The organism is Mesorhizobium qingshengii, from assembly GCF_900103325.1.
Classification (GTDB): Bacteria; Pseudomonadota; Alphaproteobacteria; order Rhizobiales; family Rhizobiaceae; genus Mesorhizobium; species Mesorhizobium qingshengii.
The window spans coordinates 163,147-186,057 of the sequence record NZ_FMXM01000003.1; the positions used below are offsets into that span (position 1 = coordinate 163,147).

Annotated in this window: 25 protein-coding genes, 1 tRNA gene and 2 pseudogenes; 8 read left to right on the top strand and 20 right to left on the bottom strand. The window is 64.9% G+C overall.

Annotated features, from left to right (window positions below; all coding sequences use genetic code 11):
* The first annotated feature begins 35 nt into the window (after positions 1 to 35).
* Both BLS48_RS04440 and BLS48_RS35555 read left to right on the top strand, forming a co-directional pair.
* Positions 36 to 518, top strand: coding sequence for a DUF2127 domain-containing protein (locus BLS48_RS04440; RefSeq protein WP_091575804.1), 483 nt, complete (start codon positions 36 to 38; stop codon positions 516 to 518).
* A 107-nt stretch (positions 519 to 625) separates the two neighbouring features.
* Positions 626 to 799: a hypothetical protein gene (locus BLS48_RS35555; protein ID WP_167364936.1), complete on the top strand. Its 174-nt coding sequence runs from the start codon at positions 626 to 628 to the stop codon at positions 797 to 799.
* Positions 800 to 869: 70 nt separating this feature from the next.
* Here the strand turns inward: BLS48_RS35555 and BLS48_RS04445 are convergent, their stop codons facing one another.
* From BLS48_RS04445 to BLS48_RS04510, 12 genes are all read right to left on the bottom strand, one after another.
* Entirely contained in the window at positions 870 to 1,412 is a 543-nt protein-coding gene (locus tag BLS48_RS04445) for a cytochrome b (protein WP_091575805.1), read from the bottom strand.
* A 280-nt stretch (positions 1,413 to 1,692) separates the two neighbouring features.
* A complete protein-coding gene (locus tag BLS48_RS04455) occupies positions 1,693 to 2,001 on the bottom strand; it encodes a UBP-type zinc finger domain-containing protein (protein WP_091575807.1) in 309 nt (102 codons plus the stop codon).
* Between the two features lie 85 nt (positions 2,002 to 2,086).
* On the bottom strand, positions 2,087 to 3,778 hold the full coding sequence (locus BLS48_RS04460; protein WP_091575808.1) for an FAD-dependent oxidoreductase: 1,692 nt from the start codon (positions 3,776 to 3,778) through the stop codon (positions 2,087 to 2,089).
* Between the two features lie 149 nt (positions 3,779 to 3,927).
* Positions 3,928 to 4,012 (bottom strand) — tRNA-Leu (locus BLS48_RS04465).
* Between the two features lie 75 nt (positions 4,013 to 4,087).
* Positions 4,088 to 4,708, bottom strand: a complete 621-nt coding sequence (locus BLS48_RS04470; RefSeq protein WP_091575809.1) for a 2,3-bisphosphoglycerate-dependent phosphoglycerate mutase — start codon at positions 4,706 to 4,708, stop codon at positions 4,088 to 4,090.
* Positions 4,709 to 4,792: 84 nt separating this feature from the next.
* The gene (dapB, locus tag BLS48_RS04475) at positions 4,793 to 5,635 is read right to left on the bottom strand and encodes a 4-hydroxy-tetrahydrodipicolinate reductase (protein ID WP_091575810.1); all 843 of its coding nucleotides are present in this window, start codon (positions 5,633 to 5,635) and stop codon (positions 4,793 to 4,795) included.
* Positions 5,632 to 7,503 carry an ABC transporter ATP-binding protein gene (locus tag BLS48_RS04480; protein ID WP_091575811.1) on the bottom strand — a complete coding sequence of 624 codons (1,872 nt, stop codon included), beginning with the start codon at positions 7,501 to 7,503 and terminating at the stop codon, positions 5,632 to 5,634. The genes dapB and BLS48_RS04480 overlap by 4 nt, the downstream gene beginning before the upstream one ends.
* 78 nt (positions 7,504 to 7,581) lie before the next feature.
* Positions 7,582 to 8,628, bottom strand: a complete 1,047-nt coding sequence (locus BLS48_RS04485) for a glucokinase (protein ID WP_091575812.1) — start codon at positions 8,626 to 8,628, stop codon at positions 7,582 to 7,584.
* Positions 8,629 to 9,009: 381 nt separating this feature from the next.
* Positions 9,010 to 10,098: a penicillin-insensitive murein endopeptidase gene (gene mepA, locus BLS48_RS04495; protein WP_091575813.1), complete on the bottom strand. Its 1,089-nt coding sequence runs from the start codon at positions 10,096 to 10,098 to the stop codon at positions 9,010 to 9,012.
* A 71-nt stretch (positions 10,099 to 10,169) separates the two neighbouring features.
* Positions 10,170 to 11,069, bottom strand: a complete 900-nt coding sequence (locus BLS48_RS04500; RefSeq protein ID WP_091575814.1) for an SDR family NAD(P)-dependent oxidoreductase — start codon at positions 11,067 to 11,069, stop codon at positions 10,170 to 10,172.
* The gene (gene queG / locus BLS48_RS04505) at positions 11,066 to 12,226 is read right to left on the bottom strand and encodes a tRNA epoxyqueuosine(34) reductase QueG (protein WP_091575815.1); all 1,161 of its coding nucleotides are present in this window, start codon (positions 12,224 to 12,226) and stop codon (positions 11,066 to 11,068) included. Before queG ends, BLS48_RS04500 begins: the two co-directional genes overlap by 4 nt.
* The gene (locus tag BLS48_RS04510) at positions 12,207 to 12,899 is read right to left on the bottom strand and encodes a glutathione S-transferase family protein (RefSeq protein ID WP_091575816.1); all 693 of its coding nucleotides are present in this window, start codon (positions 12,897 to 12,899) and stop codon (positions 12,207 to 12,209) included. The genes queG and BLS48_RS04510 overlap by 20 nt, the downstream gene beginning before the upstream one ends.
* Before the next feature lie 160 nt (positions 12,900 to 13,059).
* Here BLS48_RS04510 and BLS48_RS04515 point away from each other — a divergent pair, with 160 nt between their 5' ends.
* Positions 13,060 to 13,866, top strand: coding sequence for an undecaprenyl-diphosphate phosphatase (locus BLS48_RS04515; RefSeq protein ID WP_091575817.1), 807 nt, complete (start codon positions 13,060 to 13,062; stop codon positions 13,864 to 13,866).
* 248 nt (positions 13,867 to 14,114) lie between these two features.
* Here BLS48_RS04515 and BLS48_RS04525 read toward each other — a convergent pair whose 3' ends face one another.
* Positions 14,115 to 14,492 carry a YraN family protein gene (locus BLS48_RS04525; protein WP_091575818.1) on the bottom strand — a complete coding sequence of 126 codons (378 nt, stop codon included), beginning with the start codon at positions 14,490 to 14,492 and terminating at the stop codon, positions 14,115 to 14,117.
* 87 nt (positions 14,493 to 14,579) lie between these two features.
* Complete coding sequence (gene rsmI / locus BLS48_RS04530) at positions 14,580 to 15,476, bottom strand: 16S rRNA (cytidine(1402)-2'-O)-methyltransferase (RefSeq protein WP_167364944.1); 897 nt, start codon at positions 15,474 to 15,476, stop codon at positions 14,580 to 14,582.
* 148 nt (positions 15,477 to 15,624) lie between these two features.
* Between rsmI and BLS48_RS04535 the strand changes: the two genes are divergently transcribed.
* The gene (locus tag BLS48_RS04535; protein ID WP_091575820.1) at positions 15,625 to 15,813 is read left to right on the top strand and encodes a hypothetical protein; all 189 of its coding nucleotides are present in this window, start codon (positions 15,625 to 15,627) and stop codon (positions 15,811 to 15,813) included.
* Positions 15,814 to 15,892: 79 nt separating this feature from the next.
* Here BLS48_RS04535 and BLS48_RS36115 read toward each other — a convergent pair.
* Positions 15,893 to 16,003 (bottom strand): annotated as a pseudogene (locus tag BLS48_RS36115) (EamA family transporter); the annotation flags it as partial.
* 35 nt (positions 16,004 to 16,038) lie between these two features.
* On the opposite strand from BLS48_RS36115, the gene BLS48_RS34810 reads away from it, so the two are divergent.
* On the top strand, positions 16,039 to 16,707 hold the full coding sequence (locus BLS48_RS34810; protein ID WP_143019385.1) for a hypothetical protein: 669 nt from the start codon (positions 16,039 to 16,041) through the stop codon (positions 16,705 to 16,707).
* Between the two features lie 13 nt (positions 16,708 to 16,720).
* Here BLS48_RS34810 and BLS48_RS04545 read toward each other — a convergent pair.
* From BLS48_RS04545 to rph, 5 genes and pseudogenes are all read right to left on the bottom strand, one after another.
* Positions 16,721 to 16,849, bottom strand: a pseudogene (locus tag BLS48_RS04545) (arsenate reductase/protein-tyrosine-phosphatase family protein); the annotation flags it as partial.
* A gap of 6 nt (positions 16,850 to 16,855) precedes the next feature.
* Positions 16,856 to 18,019 carry a radical SAM family heme chaperone HemW gene (hemW, locus tag BLS48_RS04550; protein ID WP_091575821.1) on the bottom strand — a complete coding sequence of 388 codons (1,164 nt, stop codon included), beginning with the start codon at positions 18,017 to 18,019 and terminating at the stop codon, positions 16,856 to 16,858.
* On the bottom strand, positions 18,016 to 18,678 hold the full coding sequence (gene rdgB / locus BLS48_RS04555; protein WP_091575822.1) for an RdgB/HAM1 family non-canonical purine NTP pyrophosphatase: 663 nt from the start codon (positions 18,676 to 18,678) through the stop codon (positions 18,016 to 18,018). Before rdgB ends, hemW begins: the two co-directional genes overlap by 4 nt.
* Positions 18,678 to 19,088 carry a VOC family protein gene (locus BLS48_RS04560; protein WP_091575823.1) on the bottom strand — a complete coding sequence of 137 codons (411 nt, stop codon included), beginning with the start codon at positions 19,086 to 19,088 and terminating at the stop codon, positions 18,678 to 18,680. Before BLS48_RS04560 ends, rdgB begins: the two co-directional genes overlap by 1 nt.
* Before the next feature lie 15 nt (positions 19,089 to 19,103).
* Positions 19,104 to 19,820, bottom strand: a complete 717-nt coding sequence (gene rph / locus BLS48_RS04565; protein WP_091575824.1) for a ribonuclease PH — start codon at positions 19,818 to 19,820, stop codon at positions 19,104 to 19,106.
* Between the two features lie 223 nt (positions 19,821 to 20,043).
* Between rph and hrcA the strand changes: the two genes are divergently transcribed.
* The 3 genes from hrcA (at position 20,044) to BLS48_RS04580 (ending at position 22,798) form a co-directional block, all read left to right on the top strand.
* Entirely contained in the window at positions 20,044 to 21,126 is a 1,083-nt protein-coding gene (gene hrcA, locus BLS48_RS04570; RefSeq protein ID WP_091575825.1) for a heat-inducible transcriptional repressor HrcA, read from the top strand.
* Between the two features lie 24 nt (positions 21,127 to 21,150).
* The gene (locus BLS48_RS04575; RefSeq protein ID WP_091576205.1) at positions 21,151 to 21,348 is read left to right on the top strand and encodes a hypothetical protein; all 198 of its coding nucleotides are present in this window, start codon (positions 21,151 to 21,153) and stop codon (positions 21,346 to 21,348) included.
* Between the two features lie 100 nt (positions 21,349 to 21,448).
* Complete coding sequence (locus BLS48_RS04580; protein WP_091575826.1) at positions 21,449 to 22,798, top strand: PQQ-dependent sugar dehydrogenase; 1,350 nt, start codon at positions 21,449 to 21,451, stop codon at positions 22,796 to 22,798.
* Positions 22,799 to 22,911 lie beyond the last annotated feature (113 nt).

Consider the following 22,911-nt stretch of genomic DNA (forward strand, 5'->3'; position numbering starts at 1 on the left):
GCGTCGGTCTCCTCGATTGGTCGTGAGGTGAATTTTTGAAGCCCGTCGATGAACACCGCATCCATCAGATTTTTGAAGTCAGCGTCTGGCTCAAGGGCGCGCATGCCCTGATCGAGTGCATCGGCGGGATACTGCTCTATGTCATCACCACCGACACCATTGCCATCTGGGTCAAGGCTCTCACCCAGGAGGAATTGATCGAAGATCCGAACGATTTCATCGCGGGACATCTGTTGCAGATGGCAAGCCATTTTTCGATCGCCAGCAAGGAGTTCTACGCCTTCTACCTGCTCAGCCACGGCCTGATAAAGCTGGCCCTGGTTGCTGGCCTCCTGAGAGGCAAGCTCTGGTCGTATCCGGCATCGCTCGCGGCATTGGGCCTGTTCATGGTCTATCAAGTCTACCGCTACTCCTACACCCATTCGTTCGGCCTGCTCGTCCTGACCGTCTTCGACGCCGCCGTCATGGTGCTGATCTGGCATGAGTGGAAGATCGTGCGACAACACAAGCCGGCATGAAGGTTGAACTGCCGGCTGCAAACGCCTGGTCGCAAGGAGCGCCCTGTTGCCGGGGAACCCCACGCACCGTTGGACATTGTGTTCCAGGACAGGAACTGGAGGACATGATGACAAGAGCCCTCGACGTGAATGACAACACCGCGCAAGATCCGAAGCGCCCGCCGCAAACGCAGACCGGCGACACGCTCAAGAAAAAGATGGTCCAAGGCAAAGCCTTGCAGGTGAACGAAAACAGCGTGGAAAACCAGGAAACCGCCCCGCCGCCTAAACGGCGAGACTGATCGAAGAGAGGGCTGGGCTCTGGAGCCCAGTCTCCGGACGGAAAACCGTTTCACGCTTTCCTGAGATTGTTCAGGAGCCCGTCGCTTCCGGCAGCATTCGCTTGAGCACGTCGTCCTTGCGGATGAAATGATGCCAGAGGGCCGCCGCCGCGTGCACTCCGGCAAGGATGAGGATCAGATTGGCGCAGAGGCTGTGCAGCTCCTTGATGAACCGGGCCGTGTCGCGGTCGGGAGTAACCGGAGCCGGGATGGTGAACAGGCCAAAGAAGCTCAAGGCGTCGCCCCTGTACCACGTCAGCAGGATGCCAAGAACCGGAATGGCCACGAGCAGCCCATAGAGCAGCAGATGCGCGATCTTTGCCGCCCATCGTTCAAGCTCTGACATTTCCCTCGGCAGCCCTGGCGTTCCCAGCATCAGCCGCAGGCCGACGCGGATGACGACCAGCGCGAACAGCAGCAGCCCAAACGAGATATGAAGCCACCAGACGAGCGCACGACCGGGGTCGCCGCGCGGAAAAAGCTCCTCCATGTAGGTCAAGCCATAAAGGCCGATGACCAGCGCAAACACCGCCCAGTGAATGGCCTTCTGGGCGCTTGTATAGGTAGGGTTCATGCGAGTCTTCCAGTTTTGAATGATTCCAAACTAGCCGCGATCATGTCAAAGCTTTGTCTGGCGGCGATCCCTTTTTGGTCGCACTCGATGACACAGGTATGATTCCGCTGAAGGAAGCGTCCGAGGATCGGGCTCCGGTGATCGTGATTTGCCGGACACTGGAACAGGAAACCTGTCAGTTCGCTGACAGTCGGGCAGCGGACGACGCCTATGCGTCAGACAAGGAAAAGCCCGGACGAACCGGGCTTTGGGGCTCCGGGCGCCATCTGGCAGGCGCCGCTCAATAGAAGCGCGGGATCGGACCGTTCTGTGGCGTGGTATCGTCGCCGAGGTCGAGAAAGACCTCGTCGACATAGCACCATCCCCAGCCTTCCGGCGGATCATAGCCCTCGATGATCGGGTGGCGGGTCGCGTGAAAATGCTTGGTGGCGTGACGGTTGGGCGAGTCGTCGCAGCAGCCGACATGACCGCAGGTGCGGCAGAGCCGCAGATGCACCCATTCCGAACCGCTCTTCAGGCATTCCTCGCAGCCGAGCGCGCTCGGCGTCACGTCCTTGACCTCAGCAGCATGTCTGCATTCATCCGCCATCACACTCTCCCGATCCGTTCAGGCTCAACTATTCCTTTTGCGCAATTCCCAAGGGAAAGCGCCATCCGCTTTCCCGGGAAAACCGTTACACACTTTTCCTGGAATTGCTCTGCGTGGCGTGGCTGCCGTCTTGCGCGAGATATGCATGCAATGCCGCGACCACCTGGGCGCCCTCGCCGACAGCCGCCGCGACGCGTTTGACCGAGCCGGAGCGGACGTCGCCGATGGCAAACACCCCGCTGCGGCTCGTCTCCATCACGCCATGCGCCGATCCGAGGTCCGATCCGGTGCGCACGAAACCCCTGGCATCCAGCGCCACGTTGCAGTTCGCCAGCCAGTCCGTATTCGGGTCGGCGCCGATGAACAGGAAGAGATGGCGGATCGGGCGCGTCGTCTGCACGCCGCTCGCACGGTTGCGCCAACGCACACTGGCAAGATTGCCCTCGTTGCCTTCCAGCGCCTCGATCTCGGTTTCGGTCAGGATCTCGATGTTCGGCTGCGCCTTGATGCGCTCGACCAAATAGCGCGACATGCTTGCCTCGAGGCTGCCGCCGCGCGCAAGCAGCGCCACCTTGCGCACATGGCTGGCCAGATAGACCGCCGCCTGCCCGGCCGAATTGCCGGCGCCGACCAGTGCCACTTCCTGGCCGCCACAAAGCCGTGCTTCGATCGGCGACGCCCAGTAGTGCACCGACGTTCCTTCGAACTGCGCCAGGTTGGCGACATCGAGCCGGCGATAGCGCGCGCCGCTGGCGATCACCACCGCGCGCGTCCGCACGCCCTCGCCGTCGCCGACATCGAGCGCGTAACGGGCGCCGTCGGTCGCGGCGCTCAGCAGCTTCGCCTCGTCCGGTATCACCATTTCGACGCCGAACTTCTGCGCCTGGTTGTAGGCGCGCGCCATCAGCGCCATTCCCGAAATACCGGTGGGGAAGCCGAGATAGTTCTCGATGCGCGAGGAGGCGCCCGCCTGCCCGCCAAAGGCACGGCAATCGAGCACGATCGTCGACAGCCCTTCGGAAGCCGCGTAGACGGCGGCCGCCAGCCCCGCCGGCCCGGCGCCGACGATGGCGACGTCGTACAGCCTGGAAGCATCGATCGGCCGCAGCAGGCCGATGCAACGGGCGAGATCCTTCTCGCCGGGGTTGAGCAACAGCCTGCCGTTCGGACACAAAACGATCGGCAGATGATGAGGATCGACGTCGAAGCGCTCGACCAGGGTTTTCGCGCAGGGATCGGTATCGGAATCAAGCACGCGGTGCGGCTGGCCGCTGCGGGCCAGGAACCCCTGCAGCCGCAACACGTCGCCATTGTCGACGGGACCGATGATGATCGGCCCGCTGGTGGCGCTTTCCAACAGCCCGACACGGCGCAGGATCAGCGCCCGCATGATGCGCTCGCCGAGATTGGCTTCCTGCACCATCAGGTCGCGCAGTCTGCGCGAGGGGATGACGAACGCCTCGACCGGCTCGGCGGCCCGCGCATTCACCAGCGAGGGGCGGGCCGAAAGCTGGGCCAGCTCGCCGACGAAGCTGCCCGGACCGTGGGTGACGATCGTTTCACGCCGGCCGAGCCCGCCATCCTGGGTGATGTCCACCCTGCCCGACAGAACGACGATCAGGCCGGGCGCCACATCGCCGGCGGTGACGATGTGTTCGCCAGCGGCGTAGGCGCTGGCCTCCCCGAACCGGCGCATGCGATCGATGTCGGCCTCAGCCAGCGTGGGGAAGGCCTGGTCGCGACGGGCGCCAAAGATTGCGGTGGCGGACTGGGACATGGTTTGAGCGTAGCGAAGCGGCCGCAGAGTTTGAAGCGGTTTGTTCGGGACTAGCCGGGAGGGGAGGTCGGCGGCAACAAAAAAGCCCGGACGAACCGGGCTTTTTCTTTGGGTTTCTGAACCATATCGAGCGGTTCGAAACGGGAATTTGGTGCCCAGAAGAGGACTCGAACCTCCACTCCTTGCGGAACACGGACCTGAACCGTGCGCGTCTACCAATTCCGCCATCTGGGCTGGTGCGGGCTCATGTAAGCGGGCAAGCGATGTGTGTCAACGCGCTTTTTTCAAAGCGGTTTGCCGCTTGCCGGCTCAGCTCTCCAGCACTTCCTTGGAAGCCACGGTCGAATCGGCGTTGAGCGTGTAGATGATCGGCACGCCGGTGCCGAGTTCCAGCTTGACGATCTCCTCGCCCGACTTGCCGTCGAGCGCCATGATCAGCGCGCGCAGCGAGTTGCCGTGCGCGGCGACCAGCACCGTGCCGCCGCGCAGCACGTGCGGCTGCAAATCATGCAGGTAGTAGGGCCAGACACGCGCGCCGGTGTCCTTCAGGCTCTCGCCGCCGGGTGGCGACACGTCATAAGAGCGGCGCCAGACATGCACCTGCTCCTCGCCCCACTTCTTGCGGGCATCGTCCTTGTTGAGGCCGGAAAGGTCGCCATAGTCGCGCTCGTTGAGCGCCTGGTCGCGGATGGTCTTCAGGTCGCTCTGGCCGACCGCGTCGAGAATGTGCTGGCAGGTTTTCTGAGCCCGGATCAGCGCCGAGGTGAAGGCGATGTCGAATTTCAGGCCGCGCGCCTTGAGCTTCTGCCCGGCGGCCTTGGCCTCGGCGTGGCCCAGCTCGGTCAGGTCGACGTCGCGCCAGCCGGTGAACAGGTTCTTCAGGTTCCATTCGCTCTGACCGTGGCGCACGAGCACGAGGGTTCTCGACATGTTTGCTCCCTACAAGGGCAATTCCAGGAAAGGCGGTTTTCCGTCCGGAATTGCGTTAAGACAAAGAGGTGTGGATGGTCCGCCTCAGCTCAGGCCGAGCACGTCCCGCATCGAATACAGTCCTGGCTTCCTGCCACGCGCCCACAGCGCCGCCTTGACGGCGCCGCGGGCGAAGATGGCGCGGTCCTCGGCATGGTGGGACAGCGTGATGCGCTCGCCGGTGCCGGCCAGGATTACGCTGTGATCGCCGACCACCGAGCCTCCGCGCAAGCTGGCGAAGCCGATCGAGCCCACTTTTCGCACGCCGGTATGGCCGTCACGGACACGCACATCATTGCCGGCCAGCGGCACGCCGCGTCCGGTGGCGGCGGCTTCGCCGAGCAGCAGCGCCGTGCCCGACGGCGCGTCGACCTTGTGCTTGTGGTGCATCTCGAGGATCTCGATGTCGAAATCGTCGGCGTCGAGCGCGCGCGCCGCCTGTTCGACCAGCACCGCCAACAGATTGATGCCGAGGCTCATATTGCCCGACTTGACGATCGTCGCGTGGCGCGCCGCCGCCTCGATCCTAGCATTATCTTCGGCCGAGCAGCCGGTCGTGCCGATGACATGGACGATGCGCGCCTGCGCCGCGTAGCCGGCGAACTCGACGGTCGAGGCCGGCGTGGTGAAATCGAGCACGCCGTCGGCCCTGGCGAAGACCGGCAGCGGATCGGCGCTGATCGGCACGCCGATGCGGCCGATGCCGGCCAGTTCGCCGGCATCCTTGCCCAGATGGGGCGAATCCGCACGTTCGACCGCGCCGATGACGCGGGCGCCGCGAATGGTGTGGATGGCGCGGATCAGCGTCTGGCCCATGCGGCCGGCCGCGCCGACCACCACGAGGCCCATGTCGGTTGCTGGCGTGTCGGTTGCGGGCGTGTCGCTCATGTCGTGCTCCCGGCGATGCTCTGCGTCTCGATGTCTTGTGATGGGATTGGCGCCGAAGTCTGGATCGGCGCGGCGTCGTCGACAAGCCCCAGACCCTTGATGCCCTGCACCCTGTGGAAGCGCGCGTAGACGCTGTGCGGATCGGCCATCAGCGAGGCATGGGTGCCTTCCTCGACCAGCCGGCCCTGTTCCATGACGACGATGTGGTCGGCATTGACCACCGTCGACAGACGATGCGCGATGACGATGGTGGTGCGCCCTTCCATGACCGTTGTCAGCGCCTGCTGGACGCGCGCCTCGGCCTCGTTGTCGAGCGCCGATGTCGCCTCGTCGAGCAGCAGGATCGGCGCCTGCCGCACGATGGCGCGGGCGATCGACACGCGCTGGCGCTGGCCGCCCGACAGCGTCACGCCGTTCTCGCCGACCGGCGTGTCATAGCCCTGCGGCTGCTGGCGGATGAAATCGTCGGCCGCGGCCTGCCGCGCGGCCTGTTCGATTTCGGCGTCGGTGGCGCTCAGCCGGCCGTAGCGGATGTTGTCGCGGATGCTGCCTTCGAACAGATAGGGCTGCTGCGAGACATAGGCGATCGAGTTGCGCAGCGACTGCTTGGTGACCTTCGAAATGTCCTGGCCGTCGATCTCGATCGTACCCGCCTCGACGTCGTGGAAGCGCTGCAGCAGCGCCACCAGCGTCGTCTTGCCGGCGCCCGAGGCGCCGACGATGGCGGTCACCTTGCCGGCGGCGGCGACAAAAGTCAGATCCTGCAGCACCGGCGCCTCCTCGACATAGCGGAAGGACACGTTGTTGAAACGCACTTCGCCGGAGGTGAATTTTGCCTCGGCGGCTCCCGCCACATCACCTTGCTGCGGCTCCAGGTCGAGAAGCTCGTAGATCATGCGCGCATTGACCAGCGCGCGCTCCATGCCGACCTGCATGCGCGCCAGCCGGCGGGCCGGATCATAGGCGAGCGTCAGCGCCGTGATGAAGGAAAAGACTGCGCCCGGCGGCTGGCCAAGAACGGTGGCCCGGTAGCCGGAATAGGCGATGACGCTGGCGAAGGCGACACCGGCCAGCATTTCGGAAATCGGCGTCAGCCGCTCCGAGACGCGGGCGATCTTGTTCGACCGCTGTTCCGCGTCGTTGGCAAGCTTGCCGATGCGGCGCGCCAGTTCGTCCTCCATGGTGAAGGCCTTGACGATGGCGATCCCTTGCGTCGCCTCCTGCATGGCGCCGATCAGCCGCGAATTGATCTGCACCGATTCGCGGGTGATGCGCCGCACCCGGCGCATCAGGTAGGTGACGGTGTAGATCAGCGGCGGCCCGATCAGCAGCGAACTGAGCGAGAGTACCGGGTCCTGATAGATCATGACGCCGACCAGACCGACCAGCGAGACGGCGTCGCGCGCGATCGACGTCACCGTCATCGACAAAAGGTCGCGAATGCCGTTGACGTTCTCGTTGATCTGCGCTGCCAGCCGCCCGGAGCGGGTGTCGTTGAAGAAGCTGACGCCAAGCTTCATCAGATGATTGAAGATGCGCTGCTGGTAGCGCGCCACCAGATTGTTGCCGATCCTGGCCATCGTCACCGCCTGGCCGTAGCCGGCAAGGCCGCGCAGGATGAAAGCCCCCAGAAGTGCTGCGCAGATCCATGGGATCAGATCGCCGCGCCGTTCATAGAATATCTGATTGACGACCGGGCTCATGATCCAGGCGGAGAGGGCCGTCGTCGCGGATACGGTCAGCAGGCAGAGGATCGTGAAAATATACGCCCCTCGATAGTCGCGGCCGTTCTCCTCGAGGATGCGGCGGATGACCGCCACGATCTCGCCCGCACGGGGTTTCGACAGGTTGGGGGGTGGAAGTGTCAAATCGGAGCGCTTCGTAGGTTTTCGCTTCCCGCGGCCGGGCAATTCGGCACCCCTCTTAACGCCAAGGAGCCGGCTTGCCTATGCCTTGGCTTGACTAACTTCGTCGCGCCAGCGCCGGCCCGCCGTCTGGACGCCGAACAGCGAGGGGTTGCGGGCATAGGCGGCAAGGCCCAGGAGCGCCGCCAGCGGATGGGTTATCACGTAGACGGGCATGGTGCGCATCAGCGCGCTGTGCGGCGCCTTGTCCTCGAAGGCGGCGCGGAAATTCCCGGCTTTCAGCGCCGGCACGATCTTCTGCGCGATGCCGCCGGTGAGGAAGACGCCGCCTCGGCTCATGAACACCAGAGCGAGGTCGCCGGCGGTGCGCCCGAGGCAGGTGACGAAGGTCTCCAGCGCTTCCTGCGCGACGGGATCGGTCTTGGCCAGCGCCGCCGCGGTGATCTCGGCTGGCGTGGTGAAGGGCGACGGCTTGCCGTCCGCCTTGGCCACCGCCCGGTAGACGTTGACGAGGCCGCGTCCGCACAGGATCTGCTCGCCCGAAATGCGGCCCTCGAGCTTCTCGATATGCGGGAAAACCTCGAAATCGCGCGGTGTGCGCGGGCCGATATCCATGTGGCCACCCTCGCCGGGCACCGGTATCCAGTGACGCAGCGCATAGACCAGCCCGGCGACGCCGAGCCCGGTTCCGGGACCGAGCACCACGCGCCCGGCATTGGGCTCCGGCGCCCCGCCGCCGATCTTTTCCATGTGCTCCTCGCCGAGCGCGACGACGGCCAGCGCCTGTGCCTCGAAATCGTTGAGCACGACGATGTCGCTCAATCCCAAGCTGGCGAACATCTGCCTGGGCTTGACGATCCAAGGGCAGTTGGTGAGCTCGATCTCGTCGCCATCTACCGGGCCGGCCACCGCCAGCACCGCTGAATTGGGGTGAACCGACGAGCGGTCGAGCACCGCCGCCTGGATCGCCTCGTCTATGGTGTTGTAGTTGGCGGTCTGGACGATGGTCGGCTCACCGGCCTCGGAATTGGCGTCGAGCACGATCGAGAAGCGCGCATTGGTGCCGCCAATGTCGCCGATCAGGATCGGAAACCGCAGCAAAGTATCGTCATCGCCTGTGCCTGGCATGCTCTCGTCCGTCCCCGGCGCCCCCTGACGGCGTATCGCCGTTCTCCGTTGACTAGCGCATGAGTTTGAAAAGGGAAAGCTGCTTCGGCGGCAGTTCGTTTCAGGTTTCGAATTCGTCCTACCATCTTTTCCGAGTGCCGGTGCCGCCCCTCACCTGCCTGCCGGCATCCTCTCCCCGTATAGTGACGGGGAGAGGGGCGCTCTCGCCACCGGTCTCGCTAATCATCGGGGTTGCAAGAAGGGCGCCGAGGTTTCGGCCAGCCCCCTTCTCCCCGTCACTATACGGGGAGAAGTGCCCGGCAGGGCGATGAGGGGCAGCGCTGACATCGGCGACTAACTCGTCTCCAGCCCAAGTTGGAAGCTGGAGCGACTTGCCTGACGTCAGTTGCCAGGCGGCCGTGGCCGCGGCACCGGGACGCCAACCTCGGGCGTCGCGGTGAAGGCGTTCATCGAGGCAGGCAAGGCGGCCGTGCCGCTGGCCGTGGTTGTCGGCAGCGCTTCAGGCTCGGGCGCGGCGACCGCGACCGGGACGGCGCCGCCATGATAGGTCGCCGCCTCGACCGAGGCCGGTCCTGGCGCGTCGAGCACGGCGCGGCATTCCCGGGGCAGGTTCGCCATCGTCATGAGGTCGCGGGCTTTCGGCGCATCGGGGTTCTTGTTGGGACGCCAGGGCTGTTCGGTGAACCACCAGGCCAACGGCTTGCCGCAGCCGTCATCACCTGGTGTCGCCTCCTGGGCCTTGCAGCCGGGCGAGCCCGGCTGGCAGCCGATGCGCATGTGGAAATGATAGTCGTGGCCCCAGAACGGCCGGATCTTGCGCAGCCAGGAGCGGTCGCCCTTGACGGTGTCGCAGAGCTTTTTCTTGATGCCGGGATTGACCAGGATGCGCTCGACCTCGGGGTAGCTCGCCGCCCGCTTCAGAAGGTTTGTATGCTGCGGCGTCCACAGCGCGTCCTTCACCAGATGCGTCTTCTCGTCGACCATCAAGGTGGCGCTCATGTTTTCGCGTTGCGCCATCGACAGCGGGCGACCGGGCATCGGCGTCAGCCAGATGTCGGCGTCGAGCCCGATCTGGTGCGACGCGTGGCCTGATATCATCGGACCGCCGCGCGGCTGCGAAATGTCGCCGATCAGCAGGCCCGGCCAACCGTCGGCGGCGGCGTCGCGCGAAAGTTTCTCGATCAGCGCGATCATCGCCGGATGGCCCCAGCGGCGGTTGCGCGACGGCCGCATCACCTCCCAGGTCGGACCGTCCATGGGAATGGCGACGCCGCCGGCAAAACAGCCCTTGGAATAGAAGCCGATCGACTGTGCCGATGTCGCCGCCGGCAGTTTCTCGGCGCCGAACAGGTCCTTCGCCCGTTCCTCGGCCGCGGCCGGCCGCGCGGCGAGCCCGGCCAGGGCGGCCAGGCCAAACGCCGCGGCCAGGATTGTCCCGCTGCCCAACGGCGATCGAACCGATGACATCATGCAACCTTTCCCTCCGCAAACCCCTGAACGGCAACCCAAATCATATCACGCCGCGCCGCCGGCTTCGATCGCTAACGCTTCATCGGGCTGCGCGGCTCGCCGTCACGCCAGTCGCCGCTAGCCCACATATGGTCGAGAGCCGAGCGGTAATCCGGAAAGCGAAAGCGATAGCCCGCCGCCTTGATCGCCGCGTTGGCGACCCGTTTGTTCTCACCATAGAAGGACCGCGCCATGGGCGAAAGTTGGGCGGCGTCGAAGGGAATTTCGGGTGGCGGTGTGACACCCATCAGCGAAGCGGCATAGGTGACGACATCCTGCGGCGGTGCCGGCAGGTCGTCGGTGACGTTGAAGATGCCGCCGGTATTGCGCTCGATGAGCTGCCAGAGCGAGCCGGCAATGTCGTCGCAATGGATGCGGTTGAAAACCTGGTCGGGCTTGACCAGCCGTCTTGCGGTGCCGTTCTCCAGATTGACCAAAGCGTTGCGGCCCGGCCCGTAGATGCCGGAAAGGCGCAGGATCGCCACCGGCCAACCGATATCCCGGCCGAGTTTCAGCCAGTCCTGCTCGGCCGCGACCCGCATCACCGAGCGCTTCGACACCGGCCGGCATTGCGCCGTTTCATCGACCCATGCCCCGTCATAATTGCCATAGACGCCGACGGTCGAGAGATAGCCGATCCATTCCAGCGCCGGCATCTGGCTGATTGCCGCGCGGGCGGCATTCAGCACGGGATCGCCGGCCTCTTCCGGGGCGACCGAAATCACCAGATGCGTCGTTTCTTTCAGTGCATCGCCGATTTCGTCCTTCAGCGCGCCATCGAACAGCAGCGGCGCGATGCCGGCCCGGCGCAGCGCCTCGAATTTCTCCGGCGAGCGTGTCGTGCCGAGGATCGTGGCGGCATCCTTGTTGGCGCGGGCAAAGGCCTTGCCGGAATAGCCGGCGCCGAAGACGAAGATCTGGCGTTCGCTCATGCATGTGCCCCGGTTGGATTTGGCCGCGCCAGACGCCATTCCTCGCGCACGGCCCCGTCGCTCTCGGTTTTCAGGCCGGTCGCGGCCCGTTGCGAATATTCGGCCTCGGGCACCAGCCGCGCCAGCGCCCATATTGCCGCGCCCCGCACCAGCGGCGAAGCGTCGTCCAGCAAGACAAGCACGGCGCGGGCAAGCGAGGCATCGCCGGCATTGCCGGCGGCGATCAGCACGTTGCGGACAAAACGATCGCGGCCGATGCGTTTTATCGGCGAACCGGAGAACAAGGCGCGGAACGCCGCATCGTCCAGCTGCAACAGGTCGGCGAGCGGCGGTTCGCGCAAATCATCGCGTGCGGCGAGCTTGGCCTCGGAAGCAACCCGCGCAAACTTGTTCCACGGGCAAGCGGCGAGGCAGTCGTCGCAGCCATAGATACGGTTGCCGATCTTGTCGCGGAACTCATGCGGGATCGGCCCCTTGTTCTCGATGGTGAGGTAGGAGATGCAGCGCCGCGCATCGAGCCGGTAAGGCGCCGGGAAAGCATCGGTCGGGCAAGCGTCGAGGCAAGCGCGGCAAGAGCCGCAATGGTCGATCTCCGCCCGATCGGGAACGAGTTCGGCTGTGGTGAAGATGGTGCCGAGGAACAGCCAGGAGCCGTGTTCGCGGCTGACCAGGTTGGTGTGCTTGCCCTGCCAGCCAAGCCCGGCGGCTTCGGCCAGCGGCTTTTCCATGACAGGCGCGGTGTCGACAAACACCTTCACGTCGCCGCCGGCGCGCGCCACGATCTTGCCGGCGATTTCCTTCAGCCGGCCTTTCATCACATCATGATAGTCGCGATTCTGCGCATAGACCGAGATCGCGCCACGGTCGCGCTTGGCCAGCACCCCGCGCGGATCGTGGTCGGGGCCGTAATTCATCGCCAGGACGATGATCGAACGCACCTGCGGCCAGAGTGCGGTCGGTTCGCCGCGGCGCGCAATCGTCTCGGCGATCCAGTCCATCGAGCCGTGAAAACCGTCGGCAACGAATTCGGCCAGGCGAGCCGGCGCCAGCGGGATTGCATCGGGAGTGGTGACGGCGACGGCATCGAAGCCGGCGCGATGCGCCTCTGCGTCGATCAGCGCGCGCAGTTTCGACGCGTCAGAAGTCGAGGTCCGCATAATGTGACACCGGCGACAGGCCGCGCACCCGATCGGTCAAAAGCGGCCGGAAGGAAGGCCGCGACTTCACCCGCGTGTACCATTCGCGCGCAGCAGGGTGCTCGCGCCAGTCGATCTCGCCGAGATAGTCGAGCACCGACAGCGTCGCCGCCGCCGCGAGGTCGGCGTAGGTGACCCTGCTGCCGGCCAGCCAATGGCGGGTGCCAGCCAGCCAGTTGGTGTATTTCATGTGCTGGCGGATGTTGGCGCGCGCCGCGCGGATCGCGCCCGAATCGGGCGAGCCGCCGCCGGCGGTTTCCGGCATGATCGGCTTCAGCACGCGCTCGCGCACAAGATGCCGGGTGACTTCGCTTTCGGCCTTGTTGAGATACCAGTCGGTCAGCCGGCGGATTTCGGCGCGCTGCATCGGGTCCTCGGCGAACAGCCGCTTGTCGCGCTTCAAGACGCCGCGCGTCTCGTCGAGATATTCGGCGATGACGGTTGCGCCGACGATCGGCACGTCGCCCTCGGCAAGCAGGATCGGCAGCGTGCCGGCCGGGTTCAGCGCCAGGAACTCCTTGCGCCGTGTCCACGGCTTTTCCTCGATCAAAGCCAGCTCCTCGCCATACTCGCCGAAAGCGAGGCGGACGAAGCGGCAGGTGGCGAACATGGGATGATGGAAAAGCGTCAGCATGGTTCCGCGATGATAAAGCGCACTGGCGAATCGCCGGGCGCACCGGTAAGTCTTGGCCGCCCGGTTAGCGGGCCGTCATGGTGTTGCGACCTATAGGTGGACTTGCAGGCCATGACAAGCAACCCGTTCCGTCAGCCGTCACGCCAATGCCGAGGTAGCCATGGAAAGCCAGACCATCGTCGAAGCCTTGCTGCTCGGCCTGCTTGAGGGGCTGACCGAGTTCATCCCGGTTTCCTCGACCGGCCATATCCTGCTCGCCGGCCATTTCCTCGGCTTCCATTCGACCGGCAAGGCCTTCGAGATCCTGATCCAGCTCGGCGCCATCCTCGCCATCCTGAGCGTCTATTTCCGCCGCCTGTGGCAGATGCTGCTCGACCTGCCGCATGACCGGCTGACCCGGCATTTCGTCATCGGCATCCTGGTCGCCTTCCTGCCGGCGGCCATCATCGGCGCGCTGGCGCATGATTTCATCAAGACGGTGCTGTTCGAATCGCCACGGCTGATCTGCATCATGCTGATCATCGGCGGCGTCGTCCTGCTGGCGGTGGACCGCATGAACCTCAAACCGGTCTACCGCGACGTCGAACGCTTCCCGACCCGGCTTTACCTGCAGATCGGGCTTTTCCAGTGCCTGTCGCTGATCCCCGGCACCTCGCGCTCGGGCTCGACCATCGTCGGCGCGCTGCTTCTGGGCGTCGACAAGCGGGCGGCGGCCGAGTTTTCCTTCTTCCTCGCCATCCCGACGATGGTCGGCGCCTTCGCCTTCGACCTGTTCAAGAACCGCAACGTGTTGAGCAGCGCCGACCTGCCGATCATCGCCATCGGCTTCGTCGCCGCCTTCGTCACGGCACTGGTCGTCGTCCGTTACCTGCTCGATTACGTCTCGCGCAACGGCTACGCGCTGTTCGGCTGGTGGCGGCTGGTGGTGGGGATCGTCGGGCTGATGGCGCTGATGATCTGGGGGTGAGCTCAGGGCATCGCTTCGCTCATGGGGCGTCAGTGCTGCCCCTCACCTGCCTGCCGGCATCCTCTCCCCGTATAGTAACGGGGAGAGGGGCTCTCTCATCAACGATTTCGCCAATCGCCAACGTTGCAGGGATAAGCGCCAAGGTTGCGGCAGCTCCCTTCTCCCCGTCACTATACGGGGAGAAGTGCCCGGCAGGGCGATGAGGGGCGGCGCCGACTTCCGCGAATGAGTCGCCTCCAACAACAGGTCTAGTTCCTTCCATAAAACGCGTTCTCGACATGCACGGGCCAGCGCCAGGGCAGCACCGCGACCATGTCGAAACGCATCGACAGCTTGCCATAGTCGGGCTGGCGCGACAGCCAGATGTCGGCCGCCGCCTCGATGCGGCGTTCCGATTCATGGCCGATCGCCTCCATGGCTTCGATCAGCGTGCGGCGCGCCTTGACCTCGACGAACAGCACCAGATCGCCGCGCCGCGCGATCAGGTCGATCTCGCCGAAGCGGGTGCGGTGGCGGCGCGCGAGAATCCGGTAGCCCTTCAGCATCAGCGCCGCCGCGGCCACCCATTCGCCGCGATGGCCGCGCTTGTAGGCCTTCTGGCGGCTGGCACTTGGGCGCTCAGCCACCGTCGCCTTCTCCGGAATTTTGTTTGACCATGATCTCTGGACAAACGGAACCGTTTGTCGGGGAAAACCGGTTCCCACTTTTCGGGATCATGGTCTGTCCTTGAGCTCCAGCAGTCGCCTATAGAGCGCCTGCTTCTGGCCGCCGGTCATCTTCGCGGCTTCGGCCGCGGCCTTGGAGGCCGGCATTTCGGCGGCGAGCGACAACAGCAGACGATCGATGTCCGCCGGTTCGTCGGCCTTGGACTCGGCCGGGCCGACGCAAACGACGATCTCCCCCTTCGGCGTGTCGGCCGCCGCGTAGTGGTCGGCAAGCGCCTGCAGCGTGCCGGTGCGCATCTCCTCGAAGGTCTTGGTCAATTCCCGGCCGATCGCGGCTTTTCGGCCGCCGCCGAGGGCTTCGACCATGGCGCCAAGGGACTCGGCCAGCCGACGCGGCGATTCGAAGAAGATCAGCGTCGCCGGCACGGCCTTCAAGGCTTCCAGCCGCGTCAGTCGCTGGCCTGTCTTCACCGGCAGGAAGCCGGCGAACAGGAAGGCGTCGGAGGGCAGGCCGGAGGCCGTCAGCGCCGCGAGGGGCGCCGACGGCCCCGGGATCGGCACGACGCGAATACCACGGTCGAGCGCCTCGCCGACCAGCCGGTAGCCGGGATCGGACACAAGCGGCGTGCCGGCGTCGGAAATCAGCGCCACGCTCTGCCCGGCTTGAAGTGCCGCGATCAGCTTCGGCCCGGCCTCGCCGGCATTGTGCTCGTGATAGGCCGTGGTGCGGCGGCGGATGCCATAGCGGTCGAGCAGCACGCGCGACACCCTCGTGTCCTCGCAAGCGACGATGTCGGCGGCGGCCAGCGTCTCCAGCGCGCGCAGCGTGATGTCGGCCAGGTTGCCGATCGGCGTCGCCACCAGATACAGCGCCGGTTCGAGCGGACGGGCCGCGATCTCGGTCTGCCCGACCACATAGCTGCGCTTGCCCGTTTCGCCGGTCACTGATGCCTTCTCCGTTCGGCCCTGTTTGGCACGGCTCACGCCCGGTTGCAAAAGCGTCGAGCGAAGTGAAATTCCCGCCATTCCTTTGCCACAGTAGGGAACGAAACCGGGGTTGGCAGATTTAGCCCCTGATTCCGAGGAGGACAGGATGGACAGCCTGAAGATACAGGACGCTTTCACGCCCTACTATGCCGGCCGCAAGCGCTTTGCCGCGCCCAAGGACAGGCGCCTGCCTGCCAGGACCGAAAACAGCGTGACCAAAGAGCTGGCCGCAATCGCCCTGCCAGCGGACATCAGGCTTTCCGACACCGAAACCGACAGCACGACGGAGCACTGACCGGACGATGCCCAATCGCTTCGATATTTTCATCACCCGTCTTGAAACAAAAAGCGCTCGCGACGGCGTTCCATCGCACCCGATAGGCGACCAGCACCGCGCCCGCCGCGACAAGGTCGACGCCAAGCCGGTTCGCGCCGGAGAGCCGCTCGCCGAGAAAGACCGCGCCAAACACCGCCACAAGCACGACGCCTGACGAGATAGCTCACAAAATTGAAGCGCAACGTGGCTGAAACGCTGGTTGGTCCACGAATATTGGCGCTTGCCGTTGGCCTTATCGCCTCCACATCCTTAGCCGATACCCGAAATCATGCGACGTCTCCCGTCCGCGACTCACAATCGCACGTCGCGCCGCAACCCGCACAGGCCAGCTCTTCATCACCCTCCCAAATCCCACGAACGATCAAGTTCAGGGCAACGGCAGCCAGTGGCCTCTTTGGCAAAACACTTTCGCTGCGAGGGACGCTGGTCGGCGAGACTGAAGAACGTGAATTCGCAAAAATTCGCTACCCAGCGCTCAACCAGCCTATTTCCAGCCACGACTGGATAACCATTGAAAATCTTTCAGCCGCCTATCTCCAACTGGACATTGATCGGCAATTCGCAATGCCCGGCATCCACTTGCATATGCGCTCGAACGATCCAGCCACCTCACACTACATGTTCCATAAGGTTGGCGAACAATGGATACAGGCGCCGAGGGCTACAAAGATCGACGTGTTTTCCTATGCAGGCTGCGGCCTCACGCAACAATCCTGGGAGGACGGCGGCGATTTTCGCCATCAGGATTTCTTCTTTGAAGTAGAATCCAGTTCGGATTGCGCGGTGGCTGATGCTTCATCGCCAGGCACGCGCGGCAAGCCATTCGTCACCCCAGATACCACAGCACCTTAGCCTCGAGAATCCGCACCGGCGTGTCGGCGTCGTGGTTGGTTCCCGCCGACGCAACTTCGATATCCCGTCGCCTGGAAAACACCTGCTCGGCCGTCGGGCTGCGCAAGCGGTTCTGGCTGCAGACGATGAGGACGTTTTTCAAGGTTGTTCAGCGCGCCAGATCGGCCACCACGGCATCGAGCACGATCATGCCGGCCGGAGTGGCGCGCAGGCGTGCATTGCCGATCGGCGCCACCAGCCCCTCGCCCTGCAGCATCGACAGCCGCGCGCTCGACAGCCCACGTCCGGAAAACGCTTCGTAGCGGGAGAGGTCGATGCCTTCTGCCAGCCGCAGCCCCATCAGCAGGAACTCGTCGGCCTCTTCGGAGCGGGTCAGGATCTCGCCGCCGGTGACGCCATGACCCTTGGCCTCGACCAGATTGGCCCAGGTTTCCGGCATCCGCTCGGCGATCGTCACGGTGCGGCGGCCGTTTTCGACGAAGCGGCCATGCGCGCCGGGGCCGACGCCGACATATTCGCCATAGCGCCAGTAGGTCAGATTGTGCCGGCTTTCGGCGCCCGGTCTGGCGTGGTTGGAAATCTCATAGGCCGGCAGGCCGTGCGCCGTGGTGATCTCCTGCGTCAGCGCATAGAGATCGGCGGCATGGTCGTTGTCGGGGATGACGAATTTCTTCGCCGCATGCAGCGCATGGAAGGGCGTGCCCTCCTCGATGGTCAGCTGGTAGAGCGACAGATGATCGGCGGCATGGCCGATCGCCTGTTCGAGCTCCGATGCCCAAGCCTCCGGCGTCTGGCCCGGCCGCGCGTAGATCAGATCGAAGGACAGCCTTGGGAATATTTCCCGCGCGAGCCCGATGGCGTGCAGTGCTTCCTCGACGTTGTGCAGCCGGCCGAGGAAGCGCAGATCCTTGTCGTTCAGCGCCTGCACGCCGAGCGAGACGCGGTTGACGCCCGCCGCCCGGTAGCCGCGAAAGCGCTCGGCCTCGACCGAGGACGGATTGGCCTCCAGCGTCACCTCGATGCCATCTGGAGCGGTCCAGTTCTTCGCCACCGCGTCGAGGACCCTGGCCACCGTTTCCGGTTTCATCAGCGACGGCGTGCCGCCGCCGAGAAAAATGCTGGTCACTTCGCGCGGCCCGGTGCGCTGGCGCATGGTCGCCAGTTCCGCCTCGAAGGCGGTGGCAAAGCGCTCCTGGTCTACCGGCTGGTGGCGGACATGGCTGTTGAAGTCGCAATAGGGGCATTTGGCCGCGCAGAACGGCCAATGGATGTAGACGCCGAAGCCGGGCGTCCGGTCGAGCAGCATGCTCATGTCGAACCCAATCTGGCCAGATTCAATCGTGCTTCGGCAAACTTTTGGAAGGCGCGGGCGCGGTGCGACAGCGCCGTGGCCTGGCCAGGCTTCCAGCCGTGCTTTTCCTCGGCGCTCATCTCGCCAAAGGTCTTGTCGAAGCCATTCGGCAGGAACACCGGGTCATAGCCGAAGCCGAGTTCGCCGCGCGGCGGCCAGACCAGCGTGCCTTCGGCCTCGCCGCGATAATATTCGGCGTCACCGTCGGGAAACGCCAGGCAGATGACGGCGACAAAGCGCCCCTTGCGCTGTTCGGCCGAGGCAGCGCCGACTTCCTGCAGCGCCACTTCGGTGCGTTGCATGGCCATGCCGAAATCGCGCGACCCGTCCGGGGTTTCGGCCCAGTTGGCGGTGTAGACGCCGGGCGCGCCGTCGAGCGCGTCGACGCACAGGCCGGAATCATCCGACAGCGCCGGCAGGCCGGTGGCCTTGGCGGCGGCCAGCGCCTTGATGTAGGCGTTTTCCTCGAAGGTGGTGCCGGTTTCGTCAGGCTCCGGCAGGCCGTACTCCTTGGCCGATTTCGCTTCGAAGCCGAACGGCGCCATCAGGTCGGCGAATTCGCGCAGCTTGCCGGCATTGTGGCTGGCGACGACGATCTTCTTTCCATCGAGAGAATGCATCAAAGGCCCCAGATTCTTGGCTCGGCGAACTCGATCGAATTTCCCGACGGGTCGCGTATATAGATCGAACGTCCGCCTTGCGGCCATTCGAATTCGCTTTCGATGGCGATCTTCTTCGCCTCGAGATGGGCTCTCCAGCCGGCGATTTCCACGGCGGTCGCCGCAAAGCAGAGATGGCCCTCGCCGACCGCGCCGTGCGGCGGCACCGGCAGCCTAGCGTCGGGCGCCGGCGGCACCCTGGTCGCCTCGGCATTGAAGACCAGCAGCACGCCGGGGCCGCAGCGGAAGAAGATATGCCTGCCCTCGACCTTGCCGAGGAGGTGAAGCCCAAGCACGCCGACATAGAATTCTTCCGCCGCCGCCAGGTCGGTGACGTAGAGGGCTGATTCAAGGATGGCGGAGGGGGTCACCAGAAAACCGATGGCTTACGCCACCGCCATCTGCTGGAGGCTGACCAGGCGCTGGATGCCTTTCTTGGCCAATCCCATCAATTCCGCGAACTGTTCCTCGGAAAACGGCTCGCCCTCGGCGGTGCCCTGGATCTCGACGATGCCGCCCTTGCCGGTCATGACGAAATTGGCATCGGTTCCGGCCGCGGAATCCTCTAGATAATCGAGGTCGATGACCGGCTGGCCGTCATGGATGCCGCAGGAAATGGCCGCGACATGGTCCTTCAGCACCTTGGCGACACTGGCCATCTGCCGCGCCTCCATCCAGCGCAGGCAGTCGTACAGCGCCACCCAGCCGCCGGTGATCGAGGCGGTGCGGGTGCCGCCATCGGCCTGGATGACGTCGCAGTCGACGGTGATCTGCTGTTCGCCCAGCGCCTGCAGGTCGACGACGGCGCGCAAGGAGCGCCCGATCAGCCGCTGGATTTCCAGTGTGCGGCCACCCTGCTTGCCCGCGGAAGCCTCGCGGCGCATGCGCTCGCCGGTCGAGCGCGGCAGCATGCCGTATTCCGCCGTCACCCAGCCCTTGCCGGAATTGCGCATCCAGCCCGGCACCTTTTCCTCGAGGCTGGCCGTGCACAGGACATGGGTGTCGCCGAACTTCACCAGGCACGAACCTTCGGCGTGCTTGGAGACGCCGCGCTCGAAGGAGATGGCGCGCATTTCGTCGAATTGGCGTTTGGAAGGGCGCATTCAGGCTGCTTTCTTGTCATTTTTCGGAATCTTGGCCGGCTTGTAGCCGCATGGGAGGCATGGCGCAAAGGAAAATGGCCTGAAGACCCCACACAGACACCGGGTGATCTGACGCAGAGACCGGGTGATCTGAGACGCAGACACCGGGTGATCTGACGCAGACACCGGGTTGCGCGGGCCGTGGTGAAGTCTATATCCTTGGTATAGAGGTTTTTTGCCCGCAATGACCAAGGCAGTCGATCCCAGTTCGCAGTCGCCCGCGCTTCAATCGCTAGACATGCGCTCGCGCGACATCTTCCGGCGCATCGTCGATTCCTATCTGAGGGACGGGGAACCGGTGGGATCACGCAGCCTGTCGCGCATCCTGCCGTCCTCGCTGTCGCCCGCCACCATCCGCAATGTGATGAGCGACCTCGAGCATCTCGGCCTGATCTACGCCCCGCACATCTCCGCCGGGCGGCTGCCGACCCAGGCGGGCCTGCGTTTCTTCGTCGACGCCTTCATGGAGCTTGGCGACCTCTCCGACGAGGAGCGCCGCACCATCGAGGCCCAGGTGAGGGCGTCCGGCTCGGGCGCGACGCTCGAACATATGCTGACCGAGGCCAGCCAGATGCTGTCGGGCATGTCGCGCGGCGCCGGCCTCGTGCTTGCCGCCAAGAACGAAGTGGCGCTGAAGCACATCGAATTCATCCAGCTCGAGCCGACCAAGGCGCTGGCGGTGCTGGTGTCGCAGAATGGCGACGTCGAAAACCGCGTCGTCGACCTGCCCGCCGGCATCACCGTCTCGCAACTGCATGAGGCGTCGAATTTCCTCAACGCCCATATCCGTGGCCGAACGCTGGCCGAGGCGCGGGTGGAGATCGCCCGCATCAAGGAAGAGACCAGGGCGGCGCTCGACACGCTGTCGCAGGACCTGGTCGAAAAGGGGCTGGCCGTGTGGGCGGGCGCCGACAGCGGCCTGCCGGCGCGGCTCATCGTGCGCGGCCGTGCCAACCTGCTCGAAAACGTCACCGCCCAGGCCGACATCGAATTGCTGCGGCACCTGTTCGAGGACATGGAAACGCAGGACGGGCTGATCCAGCTGCTTGACCTTGCCGAGGAGGGGTCGGGCGTGCGCATCTTCATCGGCTCGGAAAACAAGCTGTTTTCGTTGTCGGGCTCGTCGCTGGTCGTCGCGCCCTATCGCGACAAGGATGCGCGCGTCGTTGGCGCGCTTGGCGTCATCGGTCCGACCCGGCTGAATTATGCCCGCATCGTGCCGATGGTCGACTATACCGCACAGCTGATTTCCCGCATGCTCCGTTGAGCCGGGCTAACCGAGGAGACGATGATGGCGCTCGAAGAACTCAAGGCCCGGATCAGCCTGCTGCTGGAGGAAATGGTCAACCAGCCGGAAGACCAGCACGAAATCCAGGAACAATTGCGCGAAAAACTGCGGGAGATGCGCGCCATGGGCCTGCCGCTGCCGGCCGATCTCGTCGCGCTGGAAAAACGCCTCGACGACGATTTCTACGCCGCCGGGAGCTGAGCCCGAAATCGGATCCTCACGTCCCTTCAACTCATCGTGCGAGGCGGAACCCACGAGCAAACCGGCCGTTACTTTCCTTCGTGACCAGGTGGAGGACAGAATGATACGATTGGCCGGGCTGGTGCTTCCCGCATTGTTTCTCACCACCGCGGCATTCGCCCAGCAGGCGGATCAGCAGGCGCTGAAGGGCGCGGCCGCCTTCGGCGACTGGCGGGCCGACAGGCCGGGAGTGCGCCGCCTGATCAAGCCGGAAGACCTGCCGAAGCCTTACGTCACCAAATCCGCTTCGAACAGCGCCGGCCTCGCCGAAAGGCCGGCAGGTGCCAAGCCGCGACTGCCGCCGGGCTTTTCGGCCGAGCTGGTCGCGTCGGGCATCGACAATCCGCGCGTCGTGCGCGTCGCGCCGAACGGCGACCTGTTCGTCGCCGACAGCGAAGCCAACCAGATTCGCGTCTATCGCCTGGGCGAGGGCAGCGCCAGGCCCGTCAAGGACGGCATCTTCGCCGGCAACCTCAACCAGCCCTATGGCATTGCCTTCTACCCGCCGGGCAACGACCCGCAATGGGTGTATGTCGCCAACAGCGACAGCATCGTGCGCTTTGCCTACCGCAAGGGTGACCTGAAGGCCGCCGGCGACCCGGAAACCGTCGTCGACAACATCCCTTCCAATCATCACTGGACCCGCGACATCGTTTTCTCGCCCGACGGCAAGACGCTCTATCTGTCGGTCGGCTCGGGATCGAATGCCGCCGAGGACATGGGCAAGGCGCCGCAGGGTGGGCTGGCGGCGTGGGCGACGTCAAAGCCGCTGGGTGCCGCCTGGGGTTCCGAGGATGGCCGTGCCGATGTGCTGGCCTTCGATCCGGACGGCAAGAATGGCCGCATCGTCGCCACCGGCCTGCGCAACTGTTCGGGCATGACGGTTCAGCCGGCGACCGGCGCGCTGTGGTGCGTGGTCAACGAGCGCGATGCGCTGGGCGACAATGTGCCGTCCGAATACGCAACTGTTGTCAAGCAGGGCGCCTTCTATGGCTGGCCCTGGTATTATATCGGCAGCAACGAGGATCCGCGCCACAAGGGCGAACGCCCCGATCTTGCCGGCAAGGCGACCATTCCCGATGTGCTGATGCAGGCGCATTCGGCGCCGCTCAACATCGCCTTCTACGACGGGAAGAATTTTCCCCGGGAGTACCAGGGCGACGCTTTTGTGGCCCTGCACGGTTCGTGGAACCGCGGCAACAGGACCGGATACAAGGTTGTCCGATTGCTGTTCAGGGATGGCAGACCGACCGGCGAATACGAGGATTTCATCACCGGCTTCGTCATCTCCAACGGCGAGGTGTGGGGACGACCGGTCGGCGTGGCGGTGGCGAGCGACGGCGCGCTCATCGTCAGCGAAGATGGCAACGGCACCATCTGGCGCGTCACCTATGGCGGCGCTCGTTCCTGATCCTGCTTGGCGGAGGGAGAGGAGCCTGCCAACGCCGCCGCCAGACTCTTCTCCCGTTGGGCGAAGGTGGCCGCGAAGCGGCCGGATGAGGGGCCTGCGCGTGTCGCAGCAAT